This is a genomic window from Corallincola platygyrae, assembly GCF_039544265.1.
Classification (GTDB): domain Bacteria; phylum Pseudomonadota; class Gammaproteobacteria; order Enterobacterales; family Neiellaceae; genus Corallincola; species Corallincola platygyrae.
Genome location: NZ_BAABLI010000006.1, coordinates 102115 through 127455, shown reverse-complemented (window position 1 = coordinate 127455; position 25341 = coordinate 102115). Strand labels below are relative to the sequence as shown.

The following is a 25341-nucleotide window of genomic DNA, read 5'->3' as shown; positions in this document are numbered from 1 at the left end:
TTTTTAGTCGAAATGACTCTTATCTAGATTGCGCTAAACCCTGATCCCGCCATCCAGTTCAAGCACTCGGCCAGTAAAGTAATCGTTCTCAACGATAAACTTCACCGTGTGGGCGATCTCTTCCGCCTGCCCTAACCTGCCGGCAGGGATCGCTTTGGCTAGTCGCTCCATCGCTTCGGGTTTCATTACGGCAGTCATTGGCGTTTCAAATACGCCCGGCGCAATGGCAGCGGCACGAATATTATGGCGTGAAAGCTCTTTGGCCCAGGTCACCGTCATAGCGCTAACGCCGGCTTTGGCAGCGGAGTAGTTGCTTTGGCCAACGTTACCGGCGCGACTGACGCTGGCAAGATTGATAATCACCCCTTGAGATTGGGTATTTACCATCTGAATTGAAGCTTCACGGCCACACAAAAAGGTACCGGCAAGATTCACCTGCACCACGGCATTAAATTGCGCCAACGACATCTTGTCCTGTATTTCGCCATCTTTAGCTTTGATCAACATGCCATCCCGCATAATACCAGCGCTGTTGATCAAGATATTCAGGCTGCCGAAATCACTCGCAATGCTTTCAAAGCAATGCTCGACAGCGTGCTCGTCGGTCACATCCAATGGATAGCAACGGCACTGTCTGTCCGCTTGCATCTGACCGCCAATAAACTCGGCAACATCACTGAGCTTGTCGCCGTCAGCATCGATGAGCGCCAAGTGGGCGCCATGTTTGGCAAGCAGGGTTGCAGTCGCTTTGCCAAGCCCACTGCCCGCTCCGGTGATCACTGCGACTTTACCTTCAATCTGCATTGCGCACTCTCCTTATACTCATACTAAAAATGCGACGGTTACTGCTGTTTTGCTTTGAGCGTGGTGAGAATGCTGGAGAAATCACGCTCGCTCCAGCCTGACAGCTCATGCTGCCGATAGATATTTCGTGCCATGGCCCCTAGCGGTGTGGGCGTGTTGCTCTTCAGCGCAGCCGACATTGCCAGACCGAGATCTTTAGACATCAGTTTGACCATAAAACCGGGGTTGTAGTTGTTACTGGCCGGCGCTTGCGGCATCTGTTCTGGCCACGGATGGTACTTATGCAGTACCCAGTTATCGCCAGAGCTTTGTTTGATAATGTCGGTAAGCACACCGACATCCAGACCGTTATCTGCGCCAAGTTGTAGTGCTTCACTGGTGCCTATCATCAGGGCCGCCAGCAGCATGTTATTACACGCCTTGGCAATTTGACCCGCGCCTACCGCCTGACCAGCATGGAAGATATTCGCACCCATGGCTTCCAGATATGGCGATGCAACAGCAAAGGCATCATCATCTCCGCCCACCATAAAGGTCAGCGTGCCTGCTGCCGCACCTGCGACACCACCTGACACCGGTGCATCAATCATCTTCACGCCCATGCTTTTAGCCGTTGTGGACACCTGTTTCGCGGCTTCGGCGGAGATAGTGGAGCAATCCACAAACAGGGTGTTTTTATCAGCATGAGCCAGCAATCCCTGATCGCCTGACAGATACAAGTTGAGCACCTGGGGGTCGCCAGGAAGCATGGTGATCACCAGCGCTTCCCCTTTCACCAGCGCCTGCGCTGATTCGGCTACCCTGGCCCCAGCCTGCTCGGCTTCGGCCATCGCAGCTGCATTAAGATCGAAAACGGTGACCTGGTGGCCTGCTGCCAGTAGGTTTTTTGCCATCGGCAGCCCCATATTGCCGAGACCGATAAATCCTATTGCTGACATAGTTCACTCCTGACGATGTTTGAATAACTGTCATCAGATGTTTGAGCACCTGAAAAACAGTGCATATCTTTATTAGGCCAGATCCCGCAGCGGGTGCTGCTGCTCTGCCCATGGCGAATCAAAATAGTGCTCAATCACGGAGGGTGGCACCGCATTGATGTCTGGGTAGAGCCATTTCGGATCCCGGTCTTTATCAACCAGCAGTGCCCTTACACCCTCGGCGAACTCGCCACTTTCGGCGCAGCGACACGACAGGCCCAGTTCCTGGCGAAAAGCATCTGCCAATGAGTGCGGAGGTTGTTGCATCACCTGCCAGACAATATGTGCGGTGACAGGACTACCCGCTTTTAAGTTGGCTTTGGCGCGAGACAGCCACACCTCATCTTCATCGCAAGGGGTTTTAAGAATGTCTTCTACCACATCGGCAAGACTATCTCCCTGGCACAGTTGGCTGACCTGTTGTTGATGGGCCAGATACCCCATTGGCAGAGACAGATCTGGCGCTTGCGACGGCAATGTGAGTTTGTCGAGGGACGCTGACAACATGCCAAAATCGCTGGCATCACCTTGCCATGGCAGCTCACTTAAGCAGTGCATCAAGGCGTGCATATTCTCTGAGCCAATACGATGATCTGCCATGCCTAAATAGACCGCATCACTACCGTTAATCTGCGCACCTGTCAGGCCGAGAAACAATCCTGCTTTATTGGGCATTTTTGGCAGAAACCAGGTACCAGCCACATCGGGATAGAGGCCGATACTGATCTCAGGCATCGCCAGCCGGGAACGCTCGGTTACCAGACGATGAGACGCACCAGCTAACAGACCAATGCCACCGCCCATAACAATGCCATCGCCCCACACGACAATGGGTTTGCTGTAGGTATGGATCTGGTGATCTGTGGTGTACTCCAGGGTGAAGAAGTCACGCACTTCGTTCTGGATCTGATTGGGTCTGGCTTTCATGGCGTGGTACATGTCGACGATATCACCGCCCGCACAAAACGCTTTTTCACCTTCGCCATCGAGCCAAACGGCAACCACGGAATCATCGTCAGCCCATGCAGTCAGTTGCTCTCCGATCCCTTTGACCATGGTCAGACTAAGCGCATTGAGTTTGCTGGGGGCGTGCAGGCGCAGTACACCCAGTTGTTTGCCGTTGGCTAACGGCATAAGGGCTGATTTCAAATCATCAGCCAATAGTTGCCAGTTTACCTCTGACAGGGGATCTATCGCTTGCTCTACCGGACTGCTCATAACGACTTCCTTGGCTCAATGTTTATCATCGGTTTTTCCAACTTGGAGAACGCTTGTCCAAAAATGCCTGAACGCCCTCTTTTTGATCTTCGGTGCCGAACAAGCCAACAAAAAGCTCACGCTCCTTGGACAAACCATGCCAGAGCGGTGATTTTCGTGATGTTTGGATTAAACGTTTGCAGGCTTCTATCGACAGCGGGCTCTGTTTAGTTGCTTTTTGTGCCCAGGCCTTTGCAGCAGTCAGCGCAGTACCATTTTCTACCACACTCTCAACTAAACCTATTTTCTCGGCAGTGTCAGCATCTACCCGTTCGCCCAGCAGTATCATGCGTTTCGCCCAGCCTTCACCCACCAGATGGGGAAGATTCTGGGTACCGCCAGCACAGGGAAGCAGTCCAACGGTCGCTTCCGGCAATGCCATCTGCGCGCTTTGTTCTGCAATACGTAAGTCACACGCCAACGCGACTTCTAAACCACCACCCATGGCGTAACCATTGATTGCCGCAATGGTTAGTCCGCGAAATTCAGACAAGGCTTCAAAGGCGCGACCAAAACTATCTGCCATCACAGAGGCGCCTTTGGCGTCGCCCTCTGCGAACAAGCTGAGCTCCGCACCAGCACAGAAGAATTTCTCGCCCGCGCCAGTCAGCACCAACGTATAAATCTCTCTGTCACGGGTCAGCTCGACCAACAGTTCGCTTAATCCATTCAGACTTTCTACCGTCCAGGTATTGGCGGGCGGATTGTTCATGGTGATAACGACGGTATGCCCGTCGCGAACAACATCTAATCCTGGATACTCAGTCATCGATTCACTCATCTGTTTACCTCGTCAAACTTCATTTGATGGCAGGCATAAGCACAAACTAGAGCAGCGGTGCCATACCGTCAGCCAGCGCTCTTCGACTGATGATCAGGCGCATAATTTCATTGGTGCCTTCCAATATTCGGTGAACACGCAGGTCTCGCAGGTAGCGCTCCAGCGGATACTCATTGATGTAGCCGTAGCCTCCGAACAGCTGCAAAGCATCGTCCACCACTTTAAAGCCAACATCGGTCGCAAAACGTTTCGCCATCGCCGCATAGGTGGTGGCATCGCTGTCTTTACTATCGAGTTTAGATGCAGCCAACCGCACCAGCTGACGGGCAGCGACCAACTCGGTGGTCATGTCTGCCAAACTAAACTGCAATGCCTGAAATTGAGCCAGGGGTTTGCCAAACTGCTTACGCTCAGTCAGATACTGCGTGGCATCTTCAATGGCCTGTTGGGCGGTACCCAGTGAACAGGTAGCGATATTGATCCTGCCGCCATCCAGTCCCTTCATGGCGAGGGTAAAACCCTCTCCCTCGTTCGCCAGCAGGTAGTGGGCGGGTACTTTCACTTTATCGAAAGTCACACTGCGGGTAGCCTGGCTGTTCCAGCCCATTTTGGGCTCGCGACGACCATAACTGATCCCGTCAGCATCGGCTGGCACCATAAAGGCAGAGATCCCTTTTGGACCCTCTTCTCCGGTTCTGGCCATCACTACCAACAGGTCAGTGTCACCGGCGCCAGAGATAAACACTTTTGAACCGGATATCAGGTAATGGTCGCCGTCCTTTTCGGCGCGGGTTTTTAACGCTGCGGCATCACTGCCCGCATTGGGTTCAGTCAAACAGTAGGACGCCAACTTTTGGCCGGAGGTCAATTGTGCAGCCCATTCATCACAGGCGGTATCGGTGCCCCAGTTGCTGACCATCCAACTGGCCATATTGTGAATGGTGAGATAGGCAGTGGTACTGGTGCAGCCTTTGGCTAGTTGTTCGAAGATCAGGCTGGCATCAAGACGAGGCAATCCCAATCCGCCATGTTCGGGTTTGCAATAGAGGCCACAGAAGCCCATCTCTCCAGCCGCTCTGATTACCTCAACAGGAAAGGTATGGTTGCGATCCCAATCGGCAGCATGGGGGGCAAGCATCTCTTTTGAGAACTGTGCAGCGGCATCAACAAAGGCGCGCTGCTCTTCACTTAGTTCAAAATCCAAAACAGCTATCTCCTGTTTGCAAATTCACTGTGGTTATACGGCCTGTATACCCGCCTCTACTTCAAGTGAATGGTCATATTCGGTGCCCCGGCCACATCACCTTCAAACCAGCGACTGGTGATAGTTTTTGTTTCGGTATAGAAACGCACCGCCTGTTTTCCATAGGCATGCAGGTCACCGAAAAACGAGCCTTTCCAGCCAGTAAATGAGAAACAGGGCAAAGGCACCGGGATAGGCACATTGATACCGACCTGGCCAACACTGACCTGATGCTGAAACTGGCGGGCAGCCGCGCCGCTGGAGGTAAAAATAGAGGTACCGTTGCCAAATGGATTGCGGTTTATCAGCGCCAACGCATCTTCCAGACTGCCTACCGTCATCACCAGTAACACTGGGCCAAAGATCTCCTGTTGGTAGATCGCCATGGACTCAGAAACATCGCTGAATAGGGTTGGGCCAAGCCAATTGCCCTGCTCTGCACCCGCCAGTTTTTCGCCAGGCTGCCACTCTCTGCCATCAAGCAGGCAGCTGGCGCCTTCATCTATACCTTGCTGAATAAGGTTAACGACTCGCTTTTTTGAACCTTCACTGATTAACGGGCCATAGCCTGCATCTGGGTCATTCCAGCGGCCGGGGGAGACTTTGGCCATCTCCTCCTGAAGCTGAGGGATCACGGCTTTGGCGTCACCCACTAGCACAGCAACGGAGATTGCCATACACCGCTGACCCGCTGCCCCCACCGAAGAGCCCACCAAAGCGTTCACCACCTGACTGGCGTTAGCATCAGGCATCACCACCATATGATTCTTCGCGCCAGCGAATGCCTGCACGCGCTTATTATGTTGCGTGCCCTTGTGGTAAACATGTTCGGCAACATGGGCCGAGCCGACAAACGAGACAGCTTTGATCTCCGGCGCTTCCAGTAAGCGATCTACCAGCGATGGGCCACCGTGCAGTACCTGCAGCAGATTGGCGGGTGCACCCGCTTCAATAAACAGTTCGGCAATGCGATTAGGCGTTAGCGGGTCCTGCTCTGATGGTTTGAGAATAAAGCTGTTACCACAGGCCGTTGCCAGCGGAAACATCCACATAGGTATCATTGCCGGGAAGTTAAACGGTGTGATCCCCAGGCAGACACCCAATGGCTGGGTATAGCTGTAGCAATCGATATCGCGGGCAGCGTTTTCCAGGGTTTCGCCCATCAGGTTGGAAGCGATGCCACAGGCTTGTTCCACAACCTCGATACCACGCCACACATCCCCTTTCGCATCTGCGAAAGTTTTACCTGTGTCCTGCGCCAGCAGCTCCGCCAATTCGTCATGGTGCTGCTTTAAAAGATGCTGGAAGCTGAACATTAACCGGGCACGTTCAGGAGCAGGCACTTCTCGCCACTCGTTGGCGGCTTGCTGAGCCGACGCCAGCGCTTCTGCCACCTGCTGTTCGCTGGCAGCATTTTGGGTGGCGAGGATACTTTGATCGGCGGGATTGATGACATCCGCCATTACCTCACCCATGCCCTGTTGCCACTGTCCTGCGATTAACTGCTTCACCTGTTGCATCTCTAGCTCCACTCGCTTCTGTTGACCTACAGTGTTTCGATTGCGACGGCAGTTGCTTCACCGCCACCAATACACAAAGACGCGATCCCGCGTCCGCCTCCCTGCGCCTTTAAGGCATAAAGCAGAGTGACCAAAATACGCATTCCGGTAGCACCCAATGGATGCCCCAAAGCACAAGCGCCTCCACGCACGTTGACCTTGTTGCTGTTCAACCCCAACTGTTTGATAGCCAGCAGCGTCACCATGGCAAACGCCTCGTTGATTTCATAAAGGTCCGGGGTGTTACTTTCCCAGCCTAATTGCGTCAGCAGTTTGGAGATGGCACCGACAGGTGCCTGAGTGAACTCAGCGGGAAGCTGAGCATGGGTTGCATGCCCTAGCACGCGTGCGAGGGGTTTCAGGCCGTGGGTTCTGGCAAAACGCCCAGATGTAACCAACATCGCAGCGGCACCATCTGCCATTGAGCTCGCATTAGCCGCGGTGACACGACCATCTCGGCCAAATGCGGGCTTTAAGTGAGGGATCTTTTCAGGCTTGGCTTTGAATGGCGCTTCATCTTTGGTGATCTCAACGTCCTGATGTCGCTGAGCAACCGACAGCGGCACTATCTCGTCAGCGAAAACACCTGAATTGTTTGCCTCCTGCGCCAACTCTAACGACCGCGCGGCAAAGGTATCCATCTGTTCACGGCTGATCTCAAACTTGAGCGCACTGGCATCAGCAAAGGTTCCCATCAGTTTGCCGCTGTACGCATCTTCCAAACCATCCAGATAAAGGTGATCGAGCATCTCACCATGACCAAACCTTTGTCCCTGGCGCACCTGCGGCAACATAAAGGGCGCACGGCTCATGCTCTCCATGCCTCCGGCGATCAGCGCATCGGCGCGGCCAAGGGCAATTTCGTCTGCCGCCAGCATTAATGATTTCATGCCTGAGCCACAGACTTTATTGATCGTGGTACAGGGCACACTGGGCGGGATCCCAGCGAACAGCGAAGCCTGGCGCGCGGGTGCCTGACCTAATCCGGCAGGTAACACGCAGCCTATATAAACACCATCAAGCGGTACCTGAAGATTGTCACTCTTGTTTACGCTGTTGCTGGTGTTGCTGTTAGTGCTTGTGCTGCTGTCCTTTGTTTGCGTCTCACAGCTTGACTGGTCGCAGGTAAACGCCAGACCTGCCTGCTCAAAACACCCGGCGATCGCGGCGGCAGCCATATCGGTCGCACTCAAGCTTGACTGTTGACCGAGATAAGCACCAAGAGGCGTGCGCTTTGCGGCACAGATAAGAATGTCATTATCGGAAATACCATGACTGCTGGTTTGAACTGACTGCGACATAACTGCGCTTATCTCCTTTTTAACCGTGATAAGTGCTGCCTTCCCAGAAAAAAGGCGGTGCTCACAGAGCACCGCCGAACGCTTACTAAACACAAAGTAAAGGGATGACTTATTGGTTATTGCAGCACTTACTTGCACCTCCATTAAGGCTTACGTTGACGTAAACTTCAAGTAAGTTTTCCGCAATGACCTGAATCAATAAAAGGAAAAATGGCAAGTTGTGTTGACGGTCAGATTTTGGTGCCAAAACAACCAATCAGGCCGCTACTTTCCTCGATATTTGAGACAACTGCGCTTTGAGTCGTGGAACATTTTCGTTACTATACCGTCAGTTGGCAGCCATTTTTAGCGAGAGCTCATATCTGAAATCTCCTGAAAACGCCTGCACCAACGCGCTTTGCAGCAGAATGTAAGTTTGCAAAAACAGCAACCGCTTTACGTTGACGTAAACTTACTCTAAGGTTATTTCACAACACGACGAGCACTCTATGTCGGAACAACAGACTTACAGCATCAGCGAACTCGCGCAGGAATTTGATATTACAACGCGCAGTATTCGCTTCTACGAAGATCAGGGACTGCTGAGACCCAAGCGGCGCGGTCAGACCCGGATCTACAGTAAGCAGGACAAAGTACGTCTGAAACTGACACTGCGTGGTAAACGTCTGGGTTTCTCTCTGGCAGAAACGAAGCGATTGTTCGACATGTACGACGCCGACCGCACCAGTGAGACCCAGCTTGAAACCATGTTGGCGCTTATCGAGGAAAAACGAGCCGTACTTCGCCAGCAGTTGGAAGATATCAATGTGCTGCTAATGGAATTGGGCGCAGCAGAAAAACGCTGCGAACAGGCACTGGAAACGGTTCGAAACAAGGCAGCAGAAACCTAGTCACGGCGCCATTAAACCACGCCGTGAACTGCTAAGACAGCAAAGCGGAGTGGTAATGACAGAGCAATACCAGGCACTCGATCTCGGCCTTTCCGAAACAGGCCGCATGTTAAAAGAACAGGTTGGCGCATTTGCCGATGCTGAGATCGCCCCCCTCGCTGAACAGATAGACAGAGACAACGCATTCCCCACGCCCCTTTGGCGCAAACTCGGTGATATGGGCCTGCTAGGCATCACAGTCAGTGAGCAATATGGCGGCTCCGCCATGGGCTACCTGGAACATGTCTTGGCCATGGAGCAGATCAGTCGCGCATCCGCCTCTGTTGGCCTCAGCTACGGCGCCCACTCCAACCTTTGTGTTAACCAGATTTTCCGTAACGGCTCAGAGCAACAGAAACAGACCTACTTGCCCAAGCTGTGCTCAGGCGAGCATGTGGGTGCGCTGGCAATGAGCGAACCCGGCGCAGGTTCAGATGTGGTAAGCATGACATTGCAGGCCACAGACGCAGGCGATCACTTCATTCTTAACGGCAGCAAAATGTGGATCACCAATGGTCCGGAAGCCGATGTGCTGGTGGTTTACGCCAAAACCCAGCCAGATGCCGGCCCGAAAGGGATCAGCGCTTTTATTATCGAACGCAGCTTCGAGGGTTTCAGCACCGCGCAAAAGCTCGACAAACTGGGCATGCGCGGCTCCAACACCTGTGAGCTTGTTTTCCAGAACTGCCACGTACCCAAAGCAAATCTGCTCGGCCCCCTGAACGAAGGGGTGAAGGTTTTGATGAGCGGACTGGATTACGAACGCGCGGTTCTCGCTGCTGGCCCACTTGGCATTGCCCAGGCGTGTCTGGATGTGGTGCTGCCTTACATCCACGAACGCAAACAGTTCAATCAAGCCATCGGGGAATTCCAACTGGTACAGGGCAAGGTGGCAGACATGTACACCCAACTCAGTGCCGCGCGTAGCTATGTTTATGCCGTGGCGGCCGCCTGTGATCGTGGCGAATCAGTGCGCAAAGATGCCGCTGGCGCGATCCTGCTGGCAGCGGAGATGGCCACCAAAGCGGCGCTGGATGCGATCCAATTGTTGGGTGGTAATGGCTATATCAATGAATACCCAACCGGCCGCCTGCTGCGAGATGCCAAATTGTATGAGATTGGCGCTGGCACTTCAGAAATACGCCGGATGCTGATAGGCCGGGAATTGTTTCGAGAGTCTGCATAGGCAGATCCTCACCCGCTCTTTTGACACGCTTGGCAGTCACTTTCAGCGACTAGCTGAGTCAGGGTCGGAGGGCAATCCAGGGAGAAGGCGGCGGGCATAAAAAAACAACAAGAGCCCGCCAATTTCTTCTCTCGCGCTAACAGTCATTTGTCGAGGGGAAAAGCCATTGGCGATCATTCGTAGTCAGGTTCAGGTCAATGCTGACCAGTACAAGCGCAATGTAGAGGATATGCGTGCACTGGTGGATGAGCTGCATGCCCTGCAGGCAGAAATCGCATTGGGGGGCAATCAAGCATCCCGTCAACGCCACCAGTCCAAAGGTAAACTGTTGGCGAGAGATAGAATCAATCAACTACTCGACACCGGCTCGCCATTTCTGGAAGTCGCCCCTTTCGCCGCTTATCAGGTATATGAAGAGAATATCCCCTGCGCTGGCGTCGTAGCGGGTATCGGTCGGATCGAGGGCGTGGAATGCATGATTGTCGCCAATGATGCGACAGTCAAAGGTGGCACCTACTACCCCCTGACAGTTAAAAAGCACCTGCGTGCTCAGGAGATCGCTGCCAAGTGTCATCTGCCCTGTGTCTATCTGGTGGATAGCGGTGGTGCCAATCTGCCGCAGCAGGACCAGGTGTTCCCAGACCGCGATCACTTTGGTCGCATCTTCTTTAATCAAGCTAATCTGTCTGCTCGTGGCATACCACAAATTGCCGTGGTCATGGGCCCCTGCACGGCCGGGGGTGCTTATGTACCTGCCATGGCTGACGAAAGCATTATGGTGGCGGGCCAAGGCACCATCTTTCTCGGCGGTCCGCCACTGGTAAAAGCGGCAACTGGCGAAACCGTCTCGGCGGAAGATTTAGGCGGTGCCGATGTGCACTGTCGGCAATCAGGTGTTGCTGATGGTTATGCCCGTGATGATCTACATGCGCTGCAGTTGGCTCGCCGCTCGGTTGCAAACCTCAACTTAACTCCAACTGGTTTGAGCTCGAGTGAAACCAAACCGATTAAACCGCCCAGATACGATGCCAACGAGCTGTACGGCATTGTCGGCACTGATCTGAAAAAGCCTTTTGATATTCGAGAAGTGATCGCACGTGTTGTGGACGACAGTGAGCTGGACGAATTCAAGCCGCTGTTCGGCGAAACCCTGATATGTGGCTTTGCCCGACTACACGGTCAGCCGGTAGGCATCATCGCCAATAACGGCATCCTGTTTTCTGAATCGGCGCAAAAAGGCGCGCACTTTATTCAGCTCTGCTGCCAACGCAATGTGCCGTTGATTTTTCTGCAGAACATTACCGGTTTTATGGTCGGCCAGGCTTACGAAGCTGAAGGTATCGCCAAACATGGTGCCAAGCTGGTAACTGCGGTGGCCTGCGCCAGGGTGCCTAAACTCACGGTTATTGTTGGCGGCAGTTACGGCGCGGGTAACTACGCCATGTGCGGCCGCGGCTACGATCCCAACTTTCTGTGGATGTGGCCCAACGCCCGCATCTCTGTGATGGGTGGAGAACAAGCCGCCAACGTGATGGCCACAGTAAAGGATGAGCAGTTAGAACGACGTGGCGAGCAATGGAGCGACGCCGAGCGCGAGCATTTCAAAGCTCCTATCGCGGAACAATATGAGAAGCAGGGTCACCCCTACTATGCATCCGCCAGGTTATGGGATGACGGCATTATCGATCCGGCCAGAACCCGGGAAGTGCTAGCCCTGGGCTTAAGCGCTGCATTGAATGCCCCACAACAGCAAACACAGTTTGGCGTCTTCCGCATGTAAGAGCGCATGTAGGAGCGCACGTAATGGCGCATGTAGAGGCGAATACAGAGTGTGCGCTGCCTAAAAGCCCTTGCAGCAACGCATCAGAGGTAATCATGGATATAAACCAGCAATTTGAACATATCCGCTGCGGCATCGACCATCGCGGTGTGGCGCGTATCACCTTGGATCGCACCGCAAAGCGAAACGCTTTCAACCGCCAGACGATGCAGGAACTGGTTCAAGCGATAGAGCTGTTTGCGGACCACCCCGGCGTGCGAGTCCTGATGCTAGATGCTGAGGGCCAAATGTTCAGTGCCGGTGCAGACCTTGATGATATGCGTCAGATGGGAGAAGCCTCTCAGGAAGATAACTTTCAGGATGCCCGGCTACTGGCGCAACTGATGCGCGTATTAGACAGCTTTCCCACCCCCACACTGGTGCTGGTTCAGGGCGCTGCTTTTGGTGGCGCTTTGGGTCTTATCTGCTGCTGTGATATCGCACTACTAGGTGATGATGCCAGGTTCTGTTTGAGTGAAGTAAAGCTTGGCCTGATACCCGCAGTCATCAGCCCCTACCTGCTTCGTACCATGGGACACAGACAACTGAGCCGATACCTGCTCACCGCAGAGATAATCGATGCAGAAACGGCGCTTTCGCTGCAACTGGGTCACGCGGTTTATTCCTCAGATTCGCTACTTTCGGAAGCAGAAGACTGGTTGCTAAAACTGCTGCAAAACGCACCTCAGGCACAACGCCAGGGCAAAGCCTTGTTGCGGCAAATTGCCGATCACCCCATCAACGACACCCTTGCTGATGTCACCGCTGAAAAGCTGTCTTTGATCCGCAGCGACAGAGAAGCAAAAGAGGGGCTGGCCGCCTTTTTCGAAAAACGACCTGCCAACTGGCAACTGAACGGAGATAAGCTGTGAAGCGACTGTTGATTGCTAACCGAGGCGAGATCGCCTGTCGAGTCATTTCCAGCGCCAAACAGGCAGGCTGGCATACAGTTGCCATCTATTCTTCAGCAGATGCAAATGCACGCCATGTTCGCCTGGCCAACGAAGCCCATCTGATTGGCGAGCCGGCGCCAGAGCACTCTTATCTCAACCAGCAGGCCATCATTGCGCTGGCCCAGCAACTGGAGATCACGGCGATCCATCCCGGCTACGGCTTTTTAAGTGAAAACGCGGCGTTTGCCAGCCTATGCGAGAAGGCGAATATCCATTTTGTTGGACCTTCAGCAGATGCGATAGACGCTATGGGTGACAAAGCCAACGCCAAAGCGATTATGGCGGATGCTGGGGTTCCGGTGCTGCAAGATTACCGCGGTGAGGATCAATCGTTGGAGACGCTTTCGGCGGAAGCAGGCAAGCTTGGCTTCCCACTACTGATTAAGGCCACCTGTGGCGGCGGTGGTCGTGGAATGCGTATTGTCGCCGATGCCAACCAGTTTGCTACCGAACTGGACAGTGCTAAACGAGAAGCCAAAGCCGCGTTTGGTGATGACAAAGTATTGCTCGAGCCCTACCTGCAAGCGCCACGTCATGTTGAGGTGCAGATCCTGGCGGACCAACATGGTAACGCGGTGTATCTGGGTGACCGCGATTGCTCAGTTCAACGTCGCCATCAAAAGGTGGTTGAAGAAGCGCCGGCTCCGGGCTTAAGCGACCAGACACGTCAGGCGATGGGCGAAGCCGCGGTGCGTGCCGCCAAAGCGATTAACTACCGGGGAGCTGGCACCGTGGAGTTTTTGCTCGACAGCGAGCATCGATTCTACTTTATGGAGATGAACACCCGCCTTCAGGTAGAACATCCGGTCACCGAGTTGGTGTTTGGTGTTGATCTGGTGGATTGGCAGTTAAAGATCGCCTCGGGTGAATTGCTGACGCTAATACAAGATCAGTTGCAGACCAGCGGTCATGCCATTGAGGTGCGGATATGTGCTGAGGACCCAAGCGAGAACTTCCTCCCCTGCAGCGGCAAGCTCAATAGACTCAAATGGCCGCATCAGGCGTCGCTTGTGCCCTGTTTCGATAGCCTGAACTCAACTTCTGCAACAAGCAACACTGTCGTTCGTGTCGACAGCGGCTTTGAACAGGGTGACTCAGTGCCGCCGGATTACGATTCAATGTTGGCGAAACTGATTGTCCACGCTGATACTCGCGCAGATGCCGCCGGAGGCCTGCTGACAGCTCTGGCACAAACAGAGATCGCTGGCGTTGCCAATAACCTAAATCTGCTGCAACAGGTATTGGCGCACCCCGTATTCTCAGCGAGCGACGACAACGCACATGAGCTGTCGCCTGGCCTGAATACTTCCTTTCTCGAACACACAGCAATTCTTGACCAATTGGGCAGCGACAGTCTGTCCGACACCACCTGGCATGCTGCCGCACTCGCCGAAGCGATGCACTGCAGGTCTAAGGGTGATTTGGAGGGTTTAAACGGCTTCAGGCTCTCGGGCGGGAAACAGTATCTGATACAACTGGCACTAAGCAAAGACGGTGTTTATCCGCAATCATCGCCGCGCCGTTTTAGTCTTGAGTTAATGGCTGATGGCACTGAGCAACATTGGATGCTTGGCGAGTTGCCTTCTCAGCTACGGTCAAAAAATGCATTCCAGAGTTCATCTCTAGTAGAGCCAATCTGTTATCGCGTTAAAGCACAGCCAAATGGCCAGTTCATACTCATCGATGACGCCAAGCAAAGTCAGCGGTTTCAGACAAGCAGTGTTTGTGACAGCGATGGCGTTGTTGATAATGAAAACAGAGTGCTGACCCACTGCGAGACTGGCGAACGCAGCCAGTGGTTAACGGGGGCAAGCTTTGAGCATCAGGTCGACAACAACGCAGCAGACGATGGTAGTGCGGCCCTTTCGGCGCCACTGCACGGCACGGTGGTGACGGTAGAGGTTAGCGAGGGAGAACAGGTCGAGTCCGGACAACTGCTGATGGTGATGGAAGCGATGAAGATGGAGTATCAAATTAAAGCGCCTGCAGCCGGGACAGTAGAAGCCATCAGTTATAAACCCGGTGATACCGTCGAGCGTGGCGCGCCCCTGCTTAGCGTTTCTGCAGGCAAACATTTGGCCAATGATAGTGTGTCCAACGACTCCAAATTGTCGGAGCACAGCAGCCATGAGTGATCGCGTGCATCTGGTTGAAGTGGGCCCCAGGGACGGTCTGCAGGGAGAAACGCCACTGCCATTGGCAACCCGCGCAACCCTGATTGAAAAACTCCTGGCATCAGGCTGCAAACAGATTGAAGTGGGCAGTTTTGTAAACCCGAAACGTGTCCCACAAATGGCAGATACCGATAAGCTGTTTGCCCAACTGCCGACAAACACTACCGCACGTTTTTCCGCTTTGGCTGCCAACAGCCGCGGCTTGCAGCAGGCCATTGATGCCAATGCGGATGCGGTTGCGCTGTTTACCGCCACCAGCGACACCTTTTGTCTTAACAATATCGGCATGGACAGACAACAAAGCCTCGAGCAATTCTCTGAGCTAGCCAGCCATGCGAAATCGTTGGACCTGCCTGTGCGTGGTTACGTCTCAACCACTATCGCCTGCCCTTACGAAGGTGACACCGATCCTGCTGATGTGGCAGAACTGGCGTACTCCCTTTATCGGGCAGGCTGCTATCAGATATCCCTGGGTGACACCATAGGCGTGGGCACGCCAAACAAAATCAAACGTATGCTGCAGGCGGTACTGGCGGAGATCCCGGCCAATGCCGTGGCGGTGCATTTTCACGATACTTACGGACAAGCCCTAGCGAATGTCTGTGTTGCGCTCGAGATGGGCATTCGCACTGTCGATGCATCGGTGGCGGGACTGGGTGGTTGTCCTTATGCGCCGGGTGCATCAGGCAATCTTGCAAGCGAAGAGCTGATTTTCCTACTGGACGGACTAGGCATGCCCAGTGGTGTAGAACTACCTTTGTTAGTGGAAGCGGGCCAGTTCATTTCTAACGCATTAAATAAACCGCCTCAATCCAGAGTCAATCTCGCACTTAGCGCGAAAAACTCAATCTAATTAATAGGGACATCACCCTTTTGGGATGCGTTAACCGACCATGAGCACAATAGCCAAAGCAAAAAGCGACAAACCGATCTGGCAACCGACAAAAGAACAAATTTCTGCCAGTGCCATGGACAAGTTTCGTCGCTGGGTGAACAACCAGTATCAGTTGGCGTTGCAGGACTATGACCAACTCCATCGCTGGAGCATTGAAGAGCCAGAGCGTTTCTGGCAATCAATCTGGCTGTTCTGCGAGGTGCGTGGCGACATGGGTCAGGGTCCCTATCTGCTTGAAGCAGAACGCATGCCCGGTGCCACCTGGTTTCCCGATGCACAGCTGAATTACGCTGAAAACCTGCTCTATCCTGCTGGCTTTGAAAACTATTCACCAGAAGGTGATGACCTGATCTCTGACCGCCCTGCGCTTGTTGCCTATGGTGATGCGGGTGTTCAGGGGTGGCGAACTGAAGTGACCTACGCCGAACTGCGCCGCCATGTGGCCAAGGTGCAAAAAGGTTTGATTGACGCTGGTGTCGGCCCCGGCGATGTCGTTGCCGGCTATATGCCAAATTCGGTACAGACTGTGATTGCCATGTTGGCGACTGCGGCTCAAGGCGCAATATGGACCAGTTGCTCACCAGATTTTGGTATCAAAGGCGTGTTAGATCGCTTTGGTCAGACACAACCTAAAGTGCTATTCACTGTGGATGCCTATGAATACGGCGGCAAAGTGATCCCCATGCATGAAAAGGTTTCTGCCGTTGCCAACGCGCTGCCTAGCTTAAACAAGCTGGTACAGACCAACTTTATTAAAGCAGATGCTTACCTTCCTGAAACCGAACAGGATGGGCTGGCGACCTATTTCCAGAGCTTTATGGACCACAATGTCACACAACCAGAGTTTCACCCCTGTAGCTTTAATGATCCCTTGTTTGTGCTCTACTCTTCTGGCACCACAGGTAGCCCAAAATGTATCGTTCATGGGGTTGGTGGCACGCTGCTTCAACACCGAAAAGAGCACTTGCTGCATTGCGATCTAACCCATGAAGATACGCTGTTCTTCTTCACTACCTGTGGTTGGATGATGTGGAACTGGCTGGTATCCGGACTGGCTGGTGGTGCGACCCTGATACTGTTTGATGGCAACCCACTGAATCAACCCGGTACCTTGTGGCAGATTGCTGAGCAAGAACAGATCACCGCATTTGGCACCAGTGCCAAGTACCTTTCAGCACTCGAAAAGTCAGGTTACGAACCGGGTAAAGAGAACGCGCTACCAGACCTGAAACTGATAATGAGTACCGGCTCTCCCCTTGCCCCCACCAGCTATGATTATGTCTATCAAAGCATCAGCAGCTCGGTGTGTCTCTCCTCTATTTCTGGCGGTACCGATATCGTCTCCTGTTTTGCGTTAGGCAACCCTACTCAACCCGTCTATCGAGGTGAACTACAGAGCCTTGGACTTGGCATGGATGTCGCGGTGTTTGATAGTGATGGCCACGCGCTATTTGGCAAAAAAGGCGAACTGGTTTGCTGCCATCCTTTCCCCTCAATGCCAGTGGGTTTCTGGGGAGATGATTGCTCACAGATGCCCCATGGTCAGAAGTACCACGACGCCTATTTCGACCGCTTCTGTAATATCTGGGCACATGGCGATTACGCCGAAATCACGCCAAGAAACGGACTGATTATCTATGGTCGTGCAGATGCGGTGTTAAATCCAGGTGGCGTCCGCATTGGAACGGCTGAGATCTATCGCCAGGTTGAACAACTGCATGAAGTTGAAGAGAGTCTGGCCATTGGCCAGCCCTGGCAGGATGACCAGCGCGTGGTGTTGTTTGTGGTACTGAAACAAGGCTTGAAACTGAGCGATATTCTGGAGCAGAAGATCCGCAAACAGATACGCGATAACACGACTCCCCGGCACGTGCCAGCCAAGATTATCGCGGTCTCGGAACTGCCTCGTACTATCAGTGGCAAACTGGTTGAGCTGGCTGTAAAACAGGTTGTTATGGGGGAGCCAGTCACCAACACAGATGCTTTGGCGAATCCAAAAGCGCTGGCATTGTTCAAGGACCTACCTGAACTTCAGTGTTAAGCAGTGCAACGAATATTTGACGCTATTAGAGTCAATAAATAGACGTTTAAACTGCCCACTAGATTTACATTGTAGTAACATATTTTTAACGCTTAGCAGGAAATTATGGTAGCGTTACCAACGCCCCAAGCTAATTAAAAATTGGAACTACACAGGTAGCAGTGGATGTACATCAAATCACCCCTGATAGTCGTCAGCGCACTTAGCTGTTTGCTTACCGCATGTGGCGGTGGCTCCGACTCAAGCCCAACCGAAATCACAACGCGATCCGTTTTCACCGAAACGTCGGAACTACAAACCGGCGGCGACACCTGCCCTAACGGTGGTGTTAGTATTGACCTCGGTTTAGACAACAACGGCAACGGCGTATTGGATGCCGATGAGATCACTGAGACTCGTATCGTATGTCACGGTGCTGACGGCAGTGATGGTACCGACGGTACTAATGGCCAAGATGGCGATCCCGGTCAAGACGGTGCTGATGGTGCAGATGGCGCAGACGGAGAAGATGGCACCAGCGCGCTTCTAAACATCGCGGCGGAGCCAGCAGGTTCCAACTGTGCCAATGGCGGCCTATTAGTTGAAGCGGGCCTGGACCTAAATCAAAACAGCATGCTAGAGGAAGACGAAGTCACCTCCAGCGAATATGTTTGCCATGGATTAGATGGTGCTGATGGCTCAGACGGTGCACCGGGTCAAGATGGTGTGGATGGTTCTGATGGCGCCGACGGTTCAAATGGGTCAAATGGCTCTGACGGAGCTGATGGTACTGACGGTGCTCCTGGTGAAGATGGCGAAAATGCCAATGACCTGCTTTCCGTTAGCGATGCAACACTTGCTGAAGCCGATTCGGTTCTCACCTTTACCGTCAATATGCGCGAGGCACAGGCTGTCGATAAAACATTTACCTACGGTACGGTAAACGTGACAGCTACCAGCGGCAGTGATTACCAGGCAACTGCGGGGAAACTGACATTTCTGGCTGGTGAAACAACCAAAACCATCGACGTAAACCTTCTCGATGACAGCACCTATGAGTGTGACGAGTATTTCCTGCTTCAGCTCAGTGGCGGCACCACTGTCTCAGCCTTTGGCATCATCAGCCAGGATCTTGATATCAACGAAGTTAACTTTGCTGAATCAACCTATTTTGTTAACGAAGATGCGGGCACAGCTTCATTAGAACTCCAGCTAACTCAAGCAACCTGTGAAGAACTCACTTTGCCTTTAAGCTTTAGCAGCAGCGATGCCACTGAAGACGATGACTATGTCACTGCAGATGCCGTGTTTGCAGCAGGTGCGACCTCTACCACGGTCAATATCACTATTGTTGATGACAGCCTTGCTGAAGAGCGAGAGACGATAAATGTTTCCATCGACGACCTGACTACTTATGTCGGTGGTGGAACGGATTCAACTGACCTTGTGATTATGCCTGTAGCTAAGACTCTGGAAGGCGGCAGCTATGGCACATGTGTGACATCTCAAGATGGCCTGACAAAATGCTTTGGCTATGGTGATAACAACACATTTTTCCACTTAAACGACCAAGAACTTGGCGATGAACACGAAGAGATGGGCGAAAACCTGGACGCAGCTCAATTCGGAAGCCAAGTTCCGCTGCAAGTGTCCGTTGGCGAATATATCTCTTGTGCACTATTCCCAGGTAACGTAGTGAAGTGTGTCGGTTATTCAAACAATTTTGGTGTCGACACTGCGACATGGGGCTCGACCTACGGTGACAGTGCAGCTGAACTCGGCGACAACATGAACGCTATTGACTTGGGCTCTGGCTTTACAACAATTCAGGTTGAGGTAGGTAATGATCATGCCTGCGCGCTCTCTGAAGAGGGGGAAGTAAAATGCTGGGGTTCCAACAGTAACGGTCGATTAGGTCACGAAGCAACCGGTGATATTGGCGACGCCGGTGGAGCTGAAATGGGCGATGCGCTTACAGCCATTGACTTAGGCACCGGCGTAAAGGCAGAGCAGTTATCTGTCGGTTATCTAAACGCATGCGTCGTTGTCACCGGCGGCCACGTAAAGTGTTGGGGAAGTAATAGTTATGGTCAACTTGGCTTGGGTGACTCCAATCATCGCGGAGATGGCAAAGATGAACTTAACGTAGACTTGGCCCCCGGTGTCTCAGAGATGGGCGACGATCTACCCAATGTAGATCTTGGTACTGGCCGCACTGCCAAAAAGGTATTCTCGGGCTACAGAAAAACCTGCGCCATTCTTGACAACGACGACCTCAAATGTTGGGGGCGCAATTTTGATGGAGCGCTTGGCCAAGGCTCTGAGCTTAACCTAGGCGATGATGACGATGAGATGGGTGACGATCTCTTACCCATTGAGTTAGGCACGGGCTTATACGCTGTTGATGTGTCTATAGGCTTCTATATCGTTTGCGCCCTTCTTAACAATGACCAGGTAAAGTGCTGGGGGGACGGTGGTTACATCGCTGATGGTACCGACCATGACATTGGTGATGGTAAAGACGAGTTTGGTGTCGATCTGGTTGATCCCCTCAGCGAAATGGGTGATGCCTTAGCCAGCTTAGATTTTGGCACCGGACTGTCGGTTAAGGCGATTTCAGGAAACGGCAGTCAAACATGCGTGTTACTTAGTGATGACACCGTGAAATGTTTTGGCGAGGGCGAATATTCCGTGCTTGGTCAACCAGACTGGTATGAAGATTACCTGGGTGATGAAGAGAGCGAAACGGGAGATAACCTCCCTGTCGTGAACCTCTATTAGCAACGGCCCTTCCTCCGTTTCAAAGTAAAAAGCACCCTTCTGGGTGCTTTTTTGCGTCTAACGTTAAACAGGTTTGGTTCAAGATCAGCAGGAACCACCTTTACTATCAGGGTTTCCAGCGCAACATCCCGATTTGGCTTGAGCTTTTTCTGTGGCCTTTTCCTGAGACGCTGCATCGCTGGCACAACAACCGCTTTCCTTAGCTGAAGCCCTCAGATATCTATCGCGAAAATCAATCCATACCACACGCAGTATCGCTGCACCGAGTATCAAAGCACTGATCTGTGCCAGCAGGCTCTCAGATGCCATATGTTCGTGAGCCGCCCCGACAATATTCCACCCCTGTGCGTCAACCAAGGCATTTAGCAGATACCCAAAGAAGAAGCTGGCAATTACGACACCACTCAAATAAGCGACAAGTGCGCGGCGGCCGAGTTCGCGACCAACAATTGCAAGTGTTCCCAGATTAGTGGCTGGGCCTGCCATCATAAATACCAACACAGCACCGGGGGAGACACCCGCCATCAATAGGCCTGCAGCAATAGGGGTTGATGCCGTTGCGCAGATATACATGGGCACACCTATCAACGCCATTACGACAAAGGCAAGAAAACCACTGCCCCACTGCGCCAAAAAGCTTGCAGGCACCCAGGTCTTGACCGCTGCTGCGAATACCAGGCCAATCAGCAACCAGAAGGCAATATCTTTAAGCATGTCATGAAAAGAAAACTTCACGCCGGAAATCAGCCGGGTGCTGGTGCTGGTGCTTGTTCTTGTGCTTGGCAAGGCTTCAACAACATCCTTGGCGCCACATCCACTACTTTTGCTACTGCAGCAACTTGAAGCCGTTTGAGTTTGCTCGGCCTTTTCAGAAGCTTCTGCTTTACCAACCAGCACGCCAGACAGAATGCCGCTGGATATAGCAGCAATTGGCCGCACAACTGCCATCACTGGCCCCAATAAGGCATACGTCACAGCTATCGAATCTACGCCTGTTTCCGGCGTAGCCACCAGAAACGACACAGTGGAATTTTTGGAGGCGCCATTACGGCGCAGTCCAAGTGCCGCAGGAACGACTCCGCATGAGCACAATGGTAAAGGTGCGCCGATAACTGCCGCTTTAATGGTTGCCCAGACACCTTTTCCGCCCAAGTGTCGGCTCATAAAATCAGCCGGGATAAAGCTCTTAATTAATCCTGCGACAATAAAGCCCAGCAATAGCCATGGCGCAGATTCGATAAACAGATCCAGCAGGTTGTCGAAAAAGCTCATGCTTTGGTTCATAAATGGCCCTCCCGCTTAACTGGCTCACCGGTTTCGAGCGCCTGTAAGATCGAACAATGCTCGGCTGAAACCGCACCGCCACAACAGGCATCATTCATCACTTGCAGGGCCTGTTTTATCCGTAGCAACTCTTCAATTTTATTGTCAATCTCAACCAGTTTATCTTCAGTTAGCTGCTTTACTTCACCACAAGAGTGGTGCGATTTATCCAACCTCATAGAGAGCAGCTCTTTGATGCCCTCCAATGAAAAACCGACATATTTAGCCTGTTGAATGAATTTCAAGCGGGATAAGCTGGACTCATCGTAAAGCCGATAGCCTGCTTCTGTGCGGGTCGCAGGCGTGATTAACGCCATCTTCTCGTAATAGCGCAATGTGTCATTACTTAACCCGGTTTGCCGGGATAACTCACCAATCTTGTACATAGCTAAATGCTCAACGACAGATATCTAGTTTTCATAACTTAATCTTAAACCCTAGAGTTAGGTCCAAGGTCAACACCTCAGTTCATTTTTATCCATCTATGCAGAAAAATATCTATCGGTATACTGACCGGATAACGAGTGTATGGGAGTGAAGTAACGCGATGGACTGGCTTAATCGAGGACGAACAGCATTATTAGCTGTAGCGCTGTTCTATGCGACTTTTTACCCAGCCCTGGCGTCGGTTATTTACACTCCAAATAGCTACCACACAGCATGTAATTTTCACGGCCGATGCAAAGCACGTAGCCCAGCATGGCTGGAGAGCAGAATCACCGAACTGGTCGAATTTTGGCGCCATGACAGGCAGAAACTAGGCCGAAAATGGACAAACAAAGAGAAACGCCATCTGTTGGAAGTACGCGGGATCTACGACCGTATGGTGTGGGGGTTTCCTGTGGCCTTGTTGTTGCTACTCGCATTTGCCAACAAGGATTGCACTCGAAAAGCCGCCAAATTTAACACCCTATTTGTTGTCTCTCTCCTTCTGGTGATCCCCGTGTTTAATACCTTCTGGAAAGAGGTATTCCATCCACTGATATTCGATAACCTGATGTGGAAAAACAACCGGGCTGATAGCTCCTGGTACTTTATGCCCAAGACCTTCTTTAGGATCAGTACCATCTACATCATCAGCGTCACCACCGCTGCAAACCTGATTATTTGGCAGTGGCTCAGGCTGAGCAGCGGAAAACAACCGATAGAACAGTCAACAACCGATCAGCACTAGGAAGTACCACGAGAACCGCAAACTATATGCACGAAAAGAAAATGCACACATTAGACAACGACACGTTTGCGTCAACACCTGGAATGATAAGTTTCAAACCAGGTGTTTGGTTCAAACATGATAGGAAGAAGATTATTTCTCTGGTCCTGTTCCTTTTAACCTCGGTTCTGTTCGGCTTCTTTGTTACCAAGATTGCATTTCTTTTTGTGCCTGTAGCCTGTTATATGAACTGGTATTACTGGATTGCCGCATCCGAGCATTTCACGGCCGACTCCAATGGTGGCATCGTGATCTCTAAGAACCCTACCTTGGTAGCCGTATCAACCAACCTGGCAAAGTTCGGCGGTGACTATCCTGTAATCAAAGTTATTGAGTACAAGCCAAGTAAGTTTGTAAGAGTTGGCGATCGTATTGGCACCATTGCGGTTTATGAAGCACACGAAGATGATGATGGAGAGTCCTTCATCAATCACTGGGTGGATTTTGAGCCGATCCCTATTGATTACGCCACCGATGACCGAAGCGAGATCCGGCGTGAAATTGCTCGGTATTCGGACGAGCAATGGGAGGATATAGAAAGTGGTGTCAGCCAACTGACTAAGCCCTACTCACCCGGCCTTTATCGCGTGCACATTGCAGACAGCGACTGGTGCACAACATCCCGCTAGCACATATTTTCTAACAAGTTATCAAGCCCTGTTGCAGTTTACCTCCTTGTAGGCGGATAACCCTGTGACATACTTTTGATGGCGGTGAAAGCGGCGCCATAAAGCACCTAAAAACACGAACAACAATAACAACGAATTGATAATTCAGGGGAAGAAGCATGGAAAAGCTACAGAAAATTGGCGGTATTGCTGCCATTGTTTGCGCACTTACATACATAATAATGTTTATCTTTTACGGCGCGGTGTTGGACTTTCCTTCCGATGCCAGTTGGCCAATCAAGCTCGACTACATTGAATCACAGCAAACCTCTTTTACTGTGATGAACCTCATCGGGTACTTTGTGTTTGGTATTGCTTTGGCACTGCTAGTCCAAGCCACCTATTCAAAGGCTAAAGAGAACACGCCAGCACTGGCACAGACTGCGACCCTGTTTGGCGTAATTTGGGTTGCCATCATTATTTCCGCTGGAATGGTCGCCAACATAGGTATGCAAACTGTGTTGGAACTGAAAGCCGAAGAGCCAGAGCAGACCCGTTCGGTCTGGATAGCATTTTCGATTGTCAGAGATGCGCTGGGCGGCGGCATTGAGCTGGTCGGCGCGCTATGGGTTCTGCTAATCAGCGTCGCTATGTTCAAGACAGCGACTCTCTCAAAAGCCCTAAATATTCTTGGCATTGTCGTCGGCGCATTTGGAGTTTTAACGCTGATCCCATTGGATCTGTTCAAAGAGCTGTTTGGGCTAAGCCAAATTATCTGGTTTATCTGGCTTGGGATTGCTTTGGTGCGCACACAACCACAGCCCACTCGTCTGTCGCAAACGATTTAGGGGGGCTTGTAGTGAAATTAGTTGTTGGTACTGAATCCACGTGGTCACTACGGGTGTGGCTTTGCCTTCAAATAGCGGAGTTATCTGCCGATGAAACCGTGATTGATTTGGCTGCACCCGATTACAAACAGCAACTCTCGCCTCTCTCCCCCACCTGTCAGGTACCAGTGCTCTATGACGGCGATACAGCTATTCATGATTCACTGGCGATTGCTGAATATCTGAACGAAAAATCTGGGGGTAAATTACTCCCTGACGACCCTACAAACCGAGCCATCGCCAGAAGTTTGTGCGCGGAGCTTCATGCAGGGTTTCAGCAGCTTCGTGGCACGTGCCCTTTTCACCTAGGCAAACCAAAAACAGTAGAACTGACACCTGCACTAAGCCATGAACTCGCGCGTTTGGAAGCGATATTTGCTGGCGCAAACGGTCCCTTTATGTTCGAAAAGCCGTCCATGGTCGACGCGTTCTACGCATTGATGGCCTATCGCCTGGCGAGTTATGGGCTTCATTTGACTGGCAACGCTGGCGACTATCAGCGATCGCTAATCAGCTGGCCTTTGATGCAGCAAGCAACAACTCATGCCTCTGATTGGCAGAACGTCTAGGTTGATAGCATCGCAATTATTTCATGAATAATCACCGCCACTTAGATGGCAGATTGAGGCTG

Annotated in this window: 21 protein-coding genes; 12 read left to right on the top strand and 9 right to left on the bottom strand. The window is 52.2% G+C overall.

Annotated elements, in window-relative coordinates; all coding sequences use genetic code 11:
• Window positions 1-33: 33 nt before the first annotated feature.
• The 7 genes from ABEA14_RS04300 to ABEA14_RS04270 all read right to left on the bottom strand — a co-directional run bounded on the left by ABEA14_RS04300 (window position 34) and on the right by ABEA14_RS04270 (window position 7922).
• Window positions 34-804 carry an SDR family oxidoreductase gene (locus ABEA14_RS04300; protein ID WP_345338631.1) on the bottom strand — a complete coding sequence of 257 codons (771 nt, stop codon included), beginning with the start codon at window positions 802-804 and terminating at the stop codon, window positions 34-36.
• Between the two features lie 38 nt (window positions 805-842).
• Window positions 843-1742 (bottom strand): 3-hydroxyisobutyrate dehydrogenase, encoded by a 900-nt coding sequence (gene mmsB / locus ABEA14_RS04295; RefSeq protein ID WP_345338630.1) that lies wholly within the window; start codon window positions 1740-1742, stop codon window positions 843-845.
• Window positions 1743-1814: 72 nt separating this feature from the next.
• Window positions 1815-2999, bottom strand: a complete 1185-nt coding sequence (locus ABEA14_RS04290) for an enoyl-CoA hydratase/isomerase family protein (protein WP_345338629.1) — start codon at window positions 2997-2999, stop codon at window positions 1815-1817.
• Between the two features lie 25 nt (window positions 3000-3024).
• Window positions 3025-3819 (bottom strand): enoyl-CoA hydratase, encoded by a 795-nt coding sequence (locus tag ABEA14_RS04285; protein ID WP_345338628.1) that lies wholly within the window; start codon window positions 3817-3819, stop codon window positions 3025-3027.
• A 46-nt stretch (window positions 3820-3865) separates the two neighbouring features.
• Window positions 3866-5023 (bottom strand): acyl-CoA dehydrogenase family protein, encoded by a 1158-nt coding sequence (locus ABEA14_RS04280; RefSeq protein WP_345338627.1) that lies wholly within the window; start codon window positions 5021-5023, stop codon window positions 3866-3868.
• A 56-nt stretch (window positions 5024-5079) separates the two neighbouring features.
• Window positions 5080-6582 carry a CoA-acylating methylmalonate-semialdehyde dehydrogenase gene (locus ABEA14_RS04275; protein ID WP_345338626.1) on the bottom strand — a complete coding sequence of 501 codons (1503 nt, stop codon included), beginning with the start codon at window positions 6580-6582 and terminating at the stop codon, window positions 5080-5082.
• Window positions 6583-6608: 26 nt separating this feature from the next.
• Window positions 6609-7922 (bottom strand): thiolase family protein, encoded by a 1314-nt coding sequence (locus ABEA14_RS04270; RefSeq protein WP_345338624.1) that lies wholly within the window; start codon window positions 7920-7922, stop codon window positions 6609-6611.
• A 488-nt stretch (window positions 7923-8410) separates the two neighbouring features.
• On the opposite strand from ABEA14_RS04270, the gene ABEA14_RS04265 reads away from it, so the two are divergent.
• The 8 genes from ABEA14_RS04265 (at window position 8411) to ABEA14_RS04230 (ending at window position 20679) form a co-directional block, all read left to right on the top strand.
• Window positions 8411-8812 (top strand): MerR family transcriptional regulator, encoded by a 402-nt coding sequence (locus ABEA14_RS04265; RefSeq protein WP_345338623.1) that lies wholly within the window; start codon window positions 8411-8413, stop codon window positions 8810-8812.
• Window positions 8813-8867: 55 nt separating this feature from the next.
• Window positions 8868-10037 carry an isovaleryl-CoA dehydrogenase gene (locus tag ABEA14_RS04260; protein WP_345338622.1) on the top strand — a complete coding sequence of 390 codons (1170 nt, stop codon included), beginning with the start codon at window positions 8868-8870 and terminating at the stop codon, window positions 10035-10037.
• A gap of 229 nt (window positions 10038-10266) precedes the next feature.
• Window positions 10267-11817, top strand: a complete 1551-nt coding sequence (locus ABEA14_RS04255) for a carboxyl transferase domain-containing protein (RefSeq protein ID WP_377776203.1) — start codon at window positions 10267-10269, stop codon at window positions 11815-11817.
• Between the two features lie 23 nt (window positions 11818-11840).
• On the top strand, window positions 11841-12728 hold the full coding sequence (locus ABEA14_RS04250) for an enoyl-CoA hydratase-related protein (RefSeq protein ID WP_345338620.1): 888 nt from the start codon (window positions 11841-11843) through the stop codon (window positions 12726-12728).
• On the top strand, window positions 12725-14944 hold the full coding sequence (locus ABEA14_RS04245; RefSeq protein ID WP_345338619.1) for an acetyl/propionyl/methylcrotonyl-CoA carboxylase subunit alpha: 2220 nt from the start codon (window positions 12725-12727) through the stop codon (window positions 14942-14944). The genes ABEA14_RS04250 and ABEA14_RS04245 overlap by 4 nt, the downstream gene beginning before the upstream one ends.
• On the top strand, window positions 14937-15836 hold the full coding sequence (locus tag ABEA14_RS04240) for a hydroxymethylglutaryl-CoA lyase (protein WP_345338618.1): 900 nt from the start codon (window positions 14937-14939) through the stop codon (window positions 15834-15836). Before ABEA14_RS04245 ends, ABEA14_RS04240 begins: the two co-directional genes overlap by 8 nt.
• Before the next feature lie 40 nt (window positions 15837-15876).
• Window positions 15877-17919 carry an acetoacetate--CoA ligase gene (locus tag ABEA14_RS04235; protein ID WP_345338617.1) on the top strand — a complete coding sequence of 681 codons (2043 nt, stop codon included), beginning with the start codon at window positions 15877-15879 and terminating at the stop codon, window positions 17917-17919.
• A gap of 165 nt (window positions 17920-18084) precedes the next feature.
• A complete protein-coding gene (locus ABEA14_RS04230) occupies window positions 18085-20679 on the top strand; it encodes a DUF7151 family protein (RefSeq protein WP_345338616.1) in 2595 nt (864 codons plus the stop codon).
• Window positions 20680-20763: 84 nt separating this feature from the next.
• Here ABEA14_RS04230 and ABEA14_RS04225 read toward each other — a convergent pair whose 3' ends face one another.
• Together ABEA14_RS04225 and zntR are read right to left on the bottom strand one after the other, a co-directional pair.
• Window positions 20764-21963 carry an SO_0444 family Cu/Zn efflux transporter gene (locus ABEA14_RS04225; protein ID WP_345338615.1) on the bottom strand — a complete coding sequence of 400 codons (1200 nt, stop codon included), beginning with the start codon at window positions 21961-21963 and terminating at the stop codon, window positions 20764-20766.
• Window positions 21960-22388, bottom strand: coding sequence for a Zn(2+)-responsive transcriptional regulator (gene zntR / locus ABEA14_RS04220; RefSeq protein ID WP_345338614.1), 429 nt, complete (start codon window positions 22386-22388; stop codon window positions 21960-21962). Before zntR ends, ABEA14_RS04225 begins: the two co-directional genes overlap by 4 nt.
• 161 nt (window positions 22389-22549) lie before the next feature.
• Between zntR and ABEA14_RS04215 the strand changes: the two genes are divergently transcribed.
• From ABEA14_RS04215 to ABEA14_RS04200, 4 genes are all read left to right on the top strand, one after another.
• On the top strand, window positions 22550-23176 hold the full coding sequence (locus ABEA14_RS04215; RefSeq protein ID WP_345338613.1) for a lipoprotein intramolecular transacylase Lit: 627 nt from the start codon (window positions 22550-22552) through the stop codon (window positions 23174-23176).
• Between the two features lie 41 nt (window positions 23177-23217).
• On the top strand, window positions 23218-23844 hold the full coding sequence (locus tag ABEA14_RS04210) for a DUF3239 domain-containing protein (protein WP_345338612.1): 627 nt from the start codon (window positions 23218-23220) through the stop codon (window positions 23842-23844).
• A gap of 158 nt (window positions 23845-24002) precedes the next feature.
• Window positions 24003-24671: a hypothetical protein gene (locus ABEA14_RS04205; RefSeq protein WP_345338611.1), complete on the top strand. Its 669-nt coding sequence runs from the start codon at window positions 24003-24005 to the stop codon at window positions 24669-24671.
• Between the two features lie 11 nt (window positions 24672-24682).
• Window positions 24683-25279, top strand: a complete 597-nt coding sequence (locus tag ABEA14_RS04200) for a glutathione S-transferase (protein WP_345338610.1) — start codon at window positions 24683-24685, stop codon at window positions 25277-25279.
• Window positions 25280-25341 lie beyond the last annotated feature (62 nt).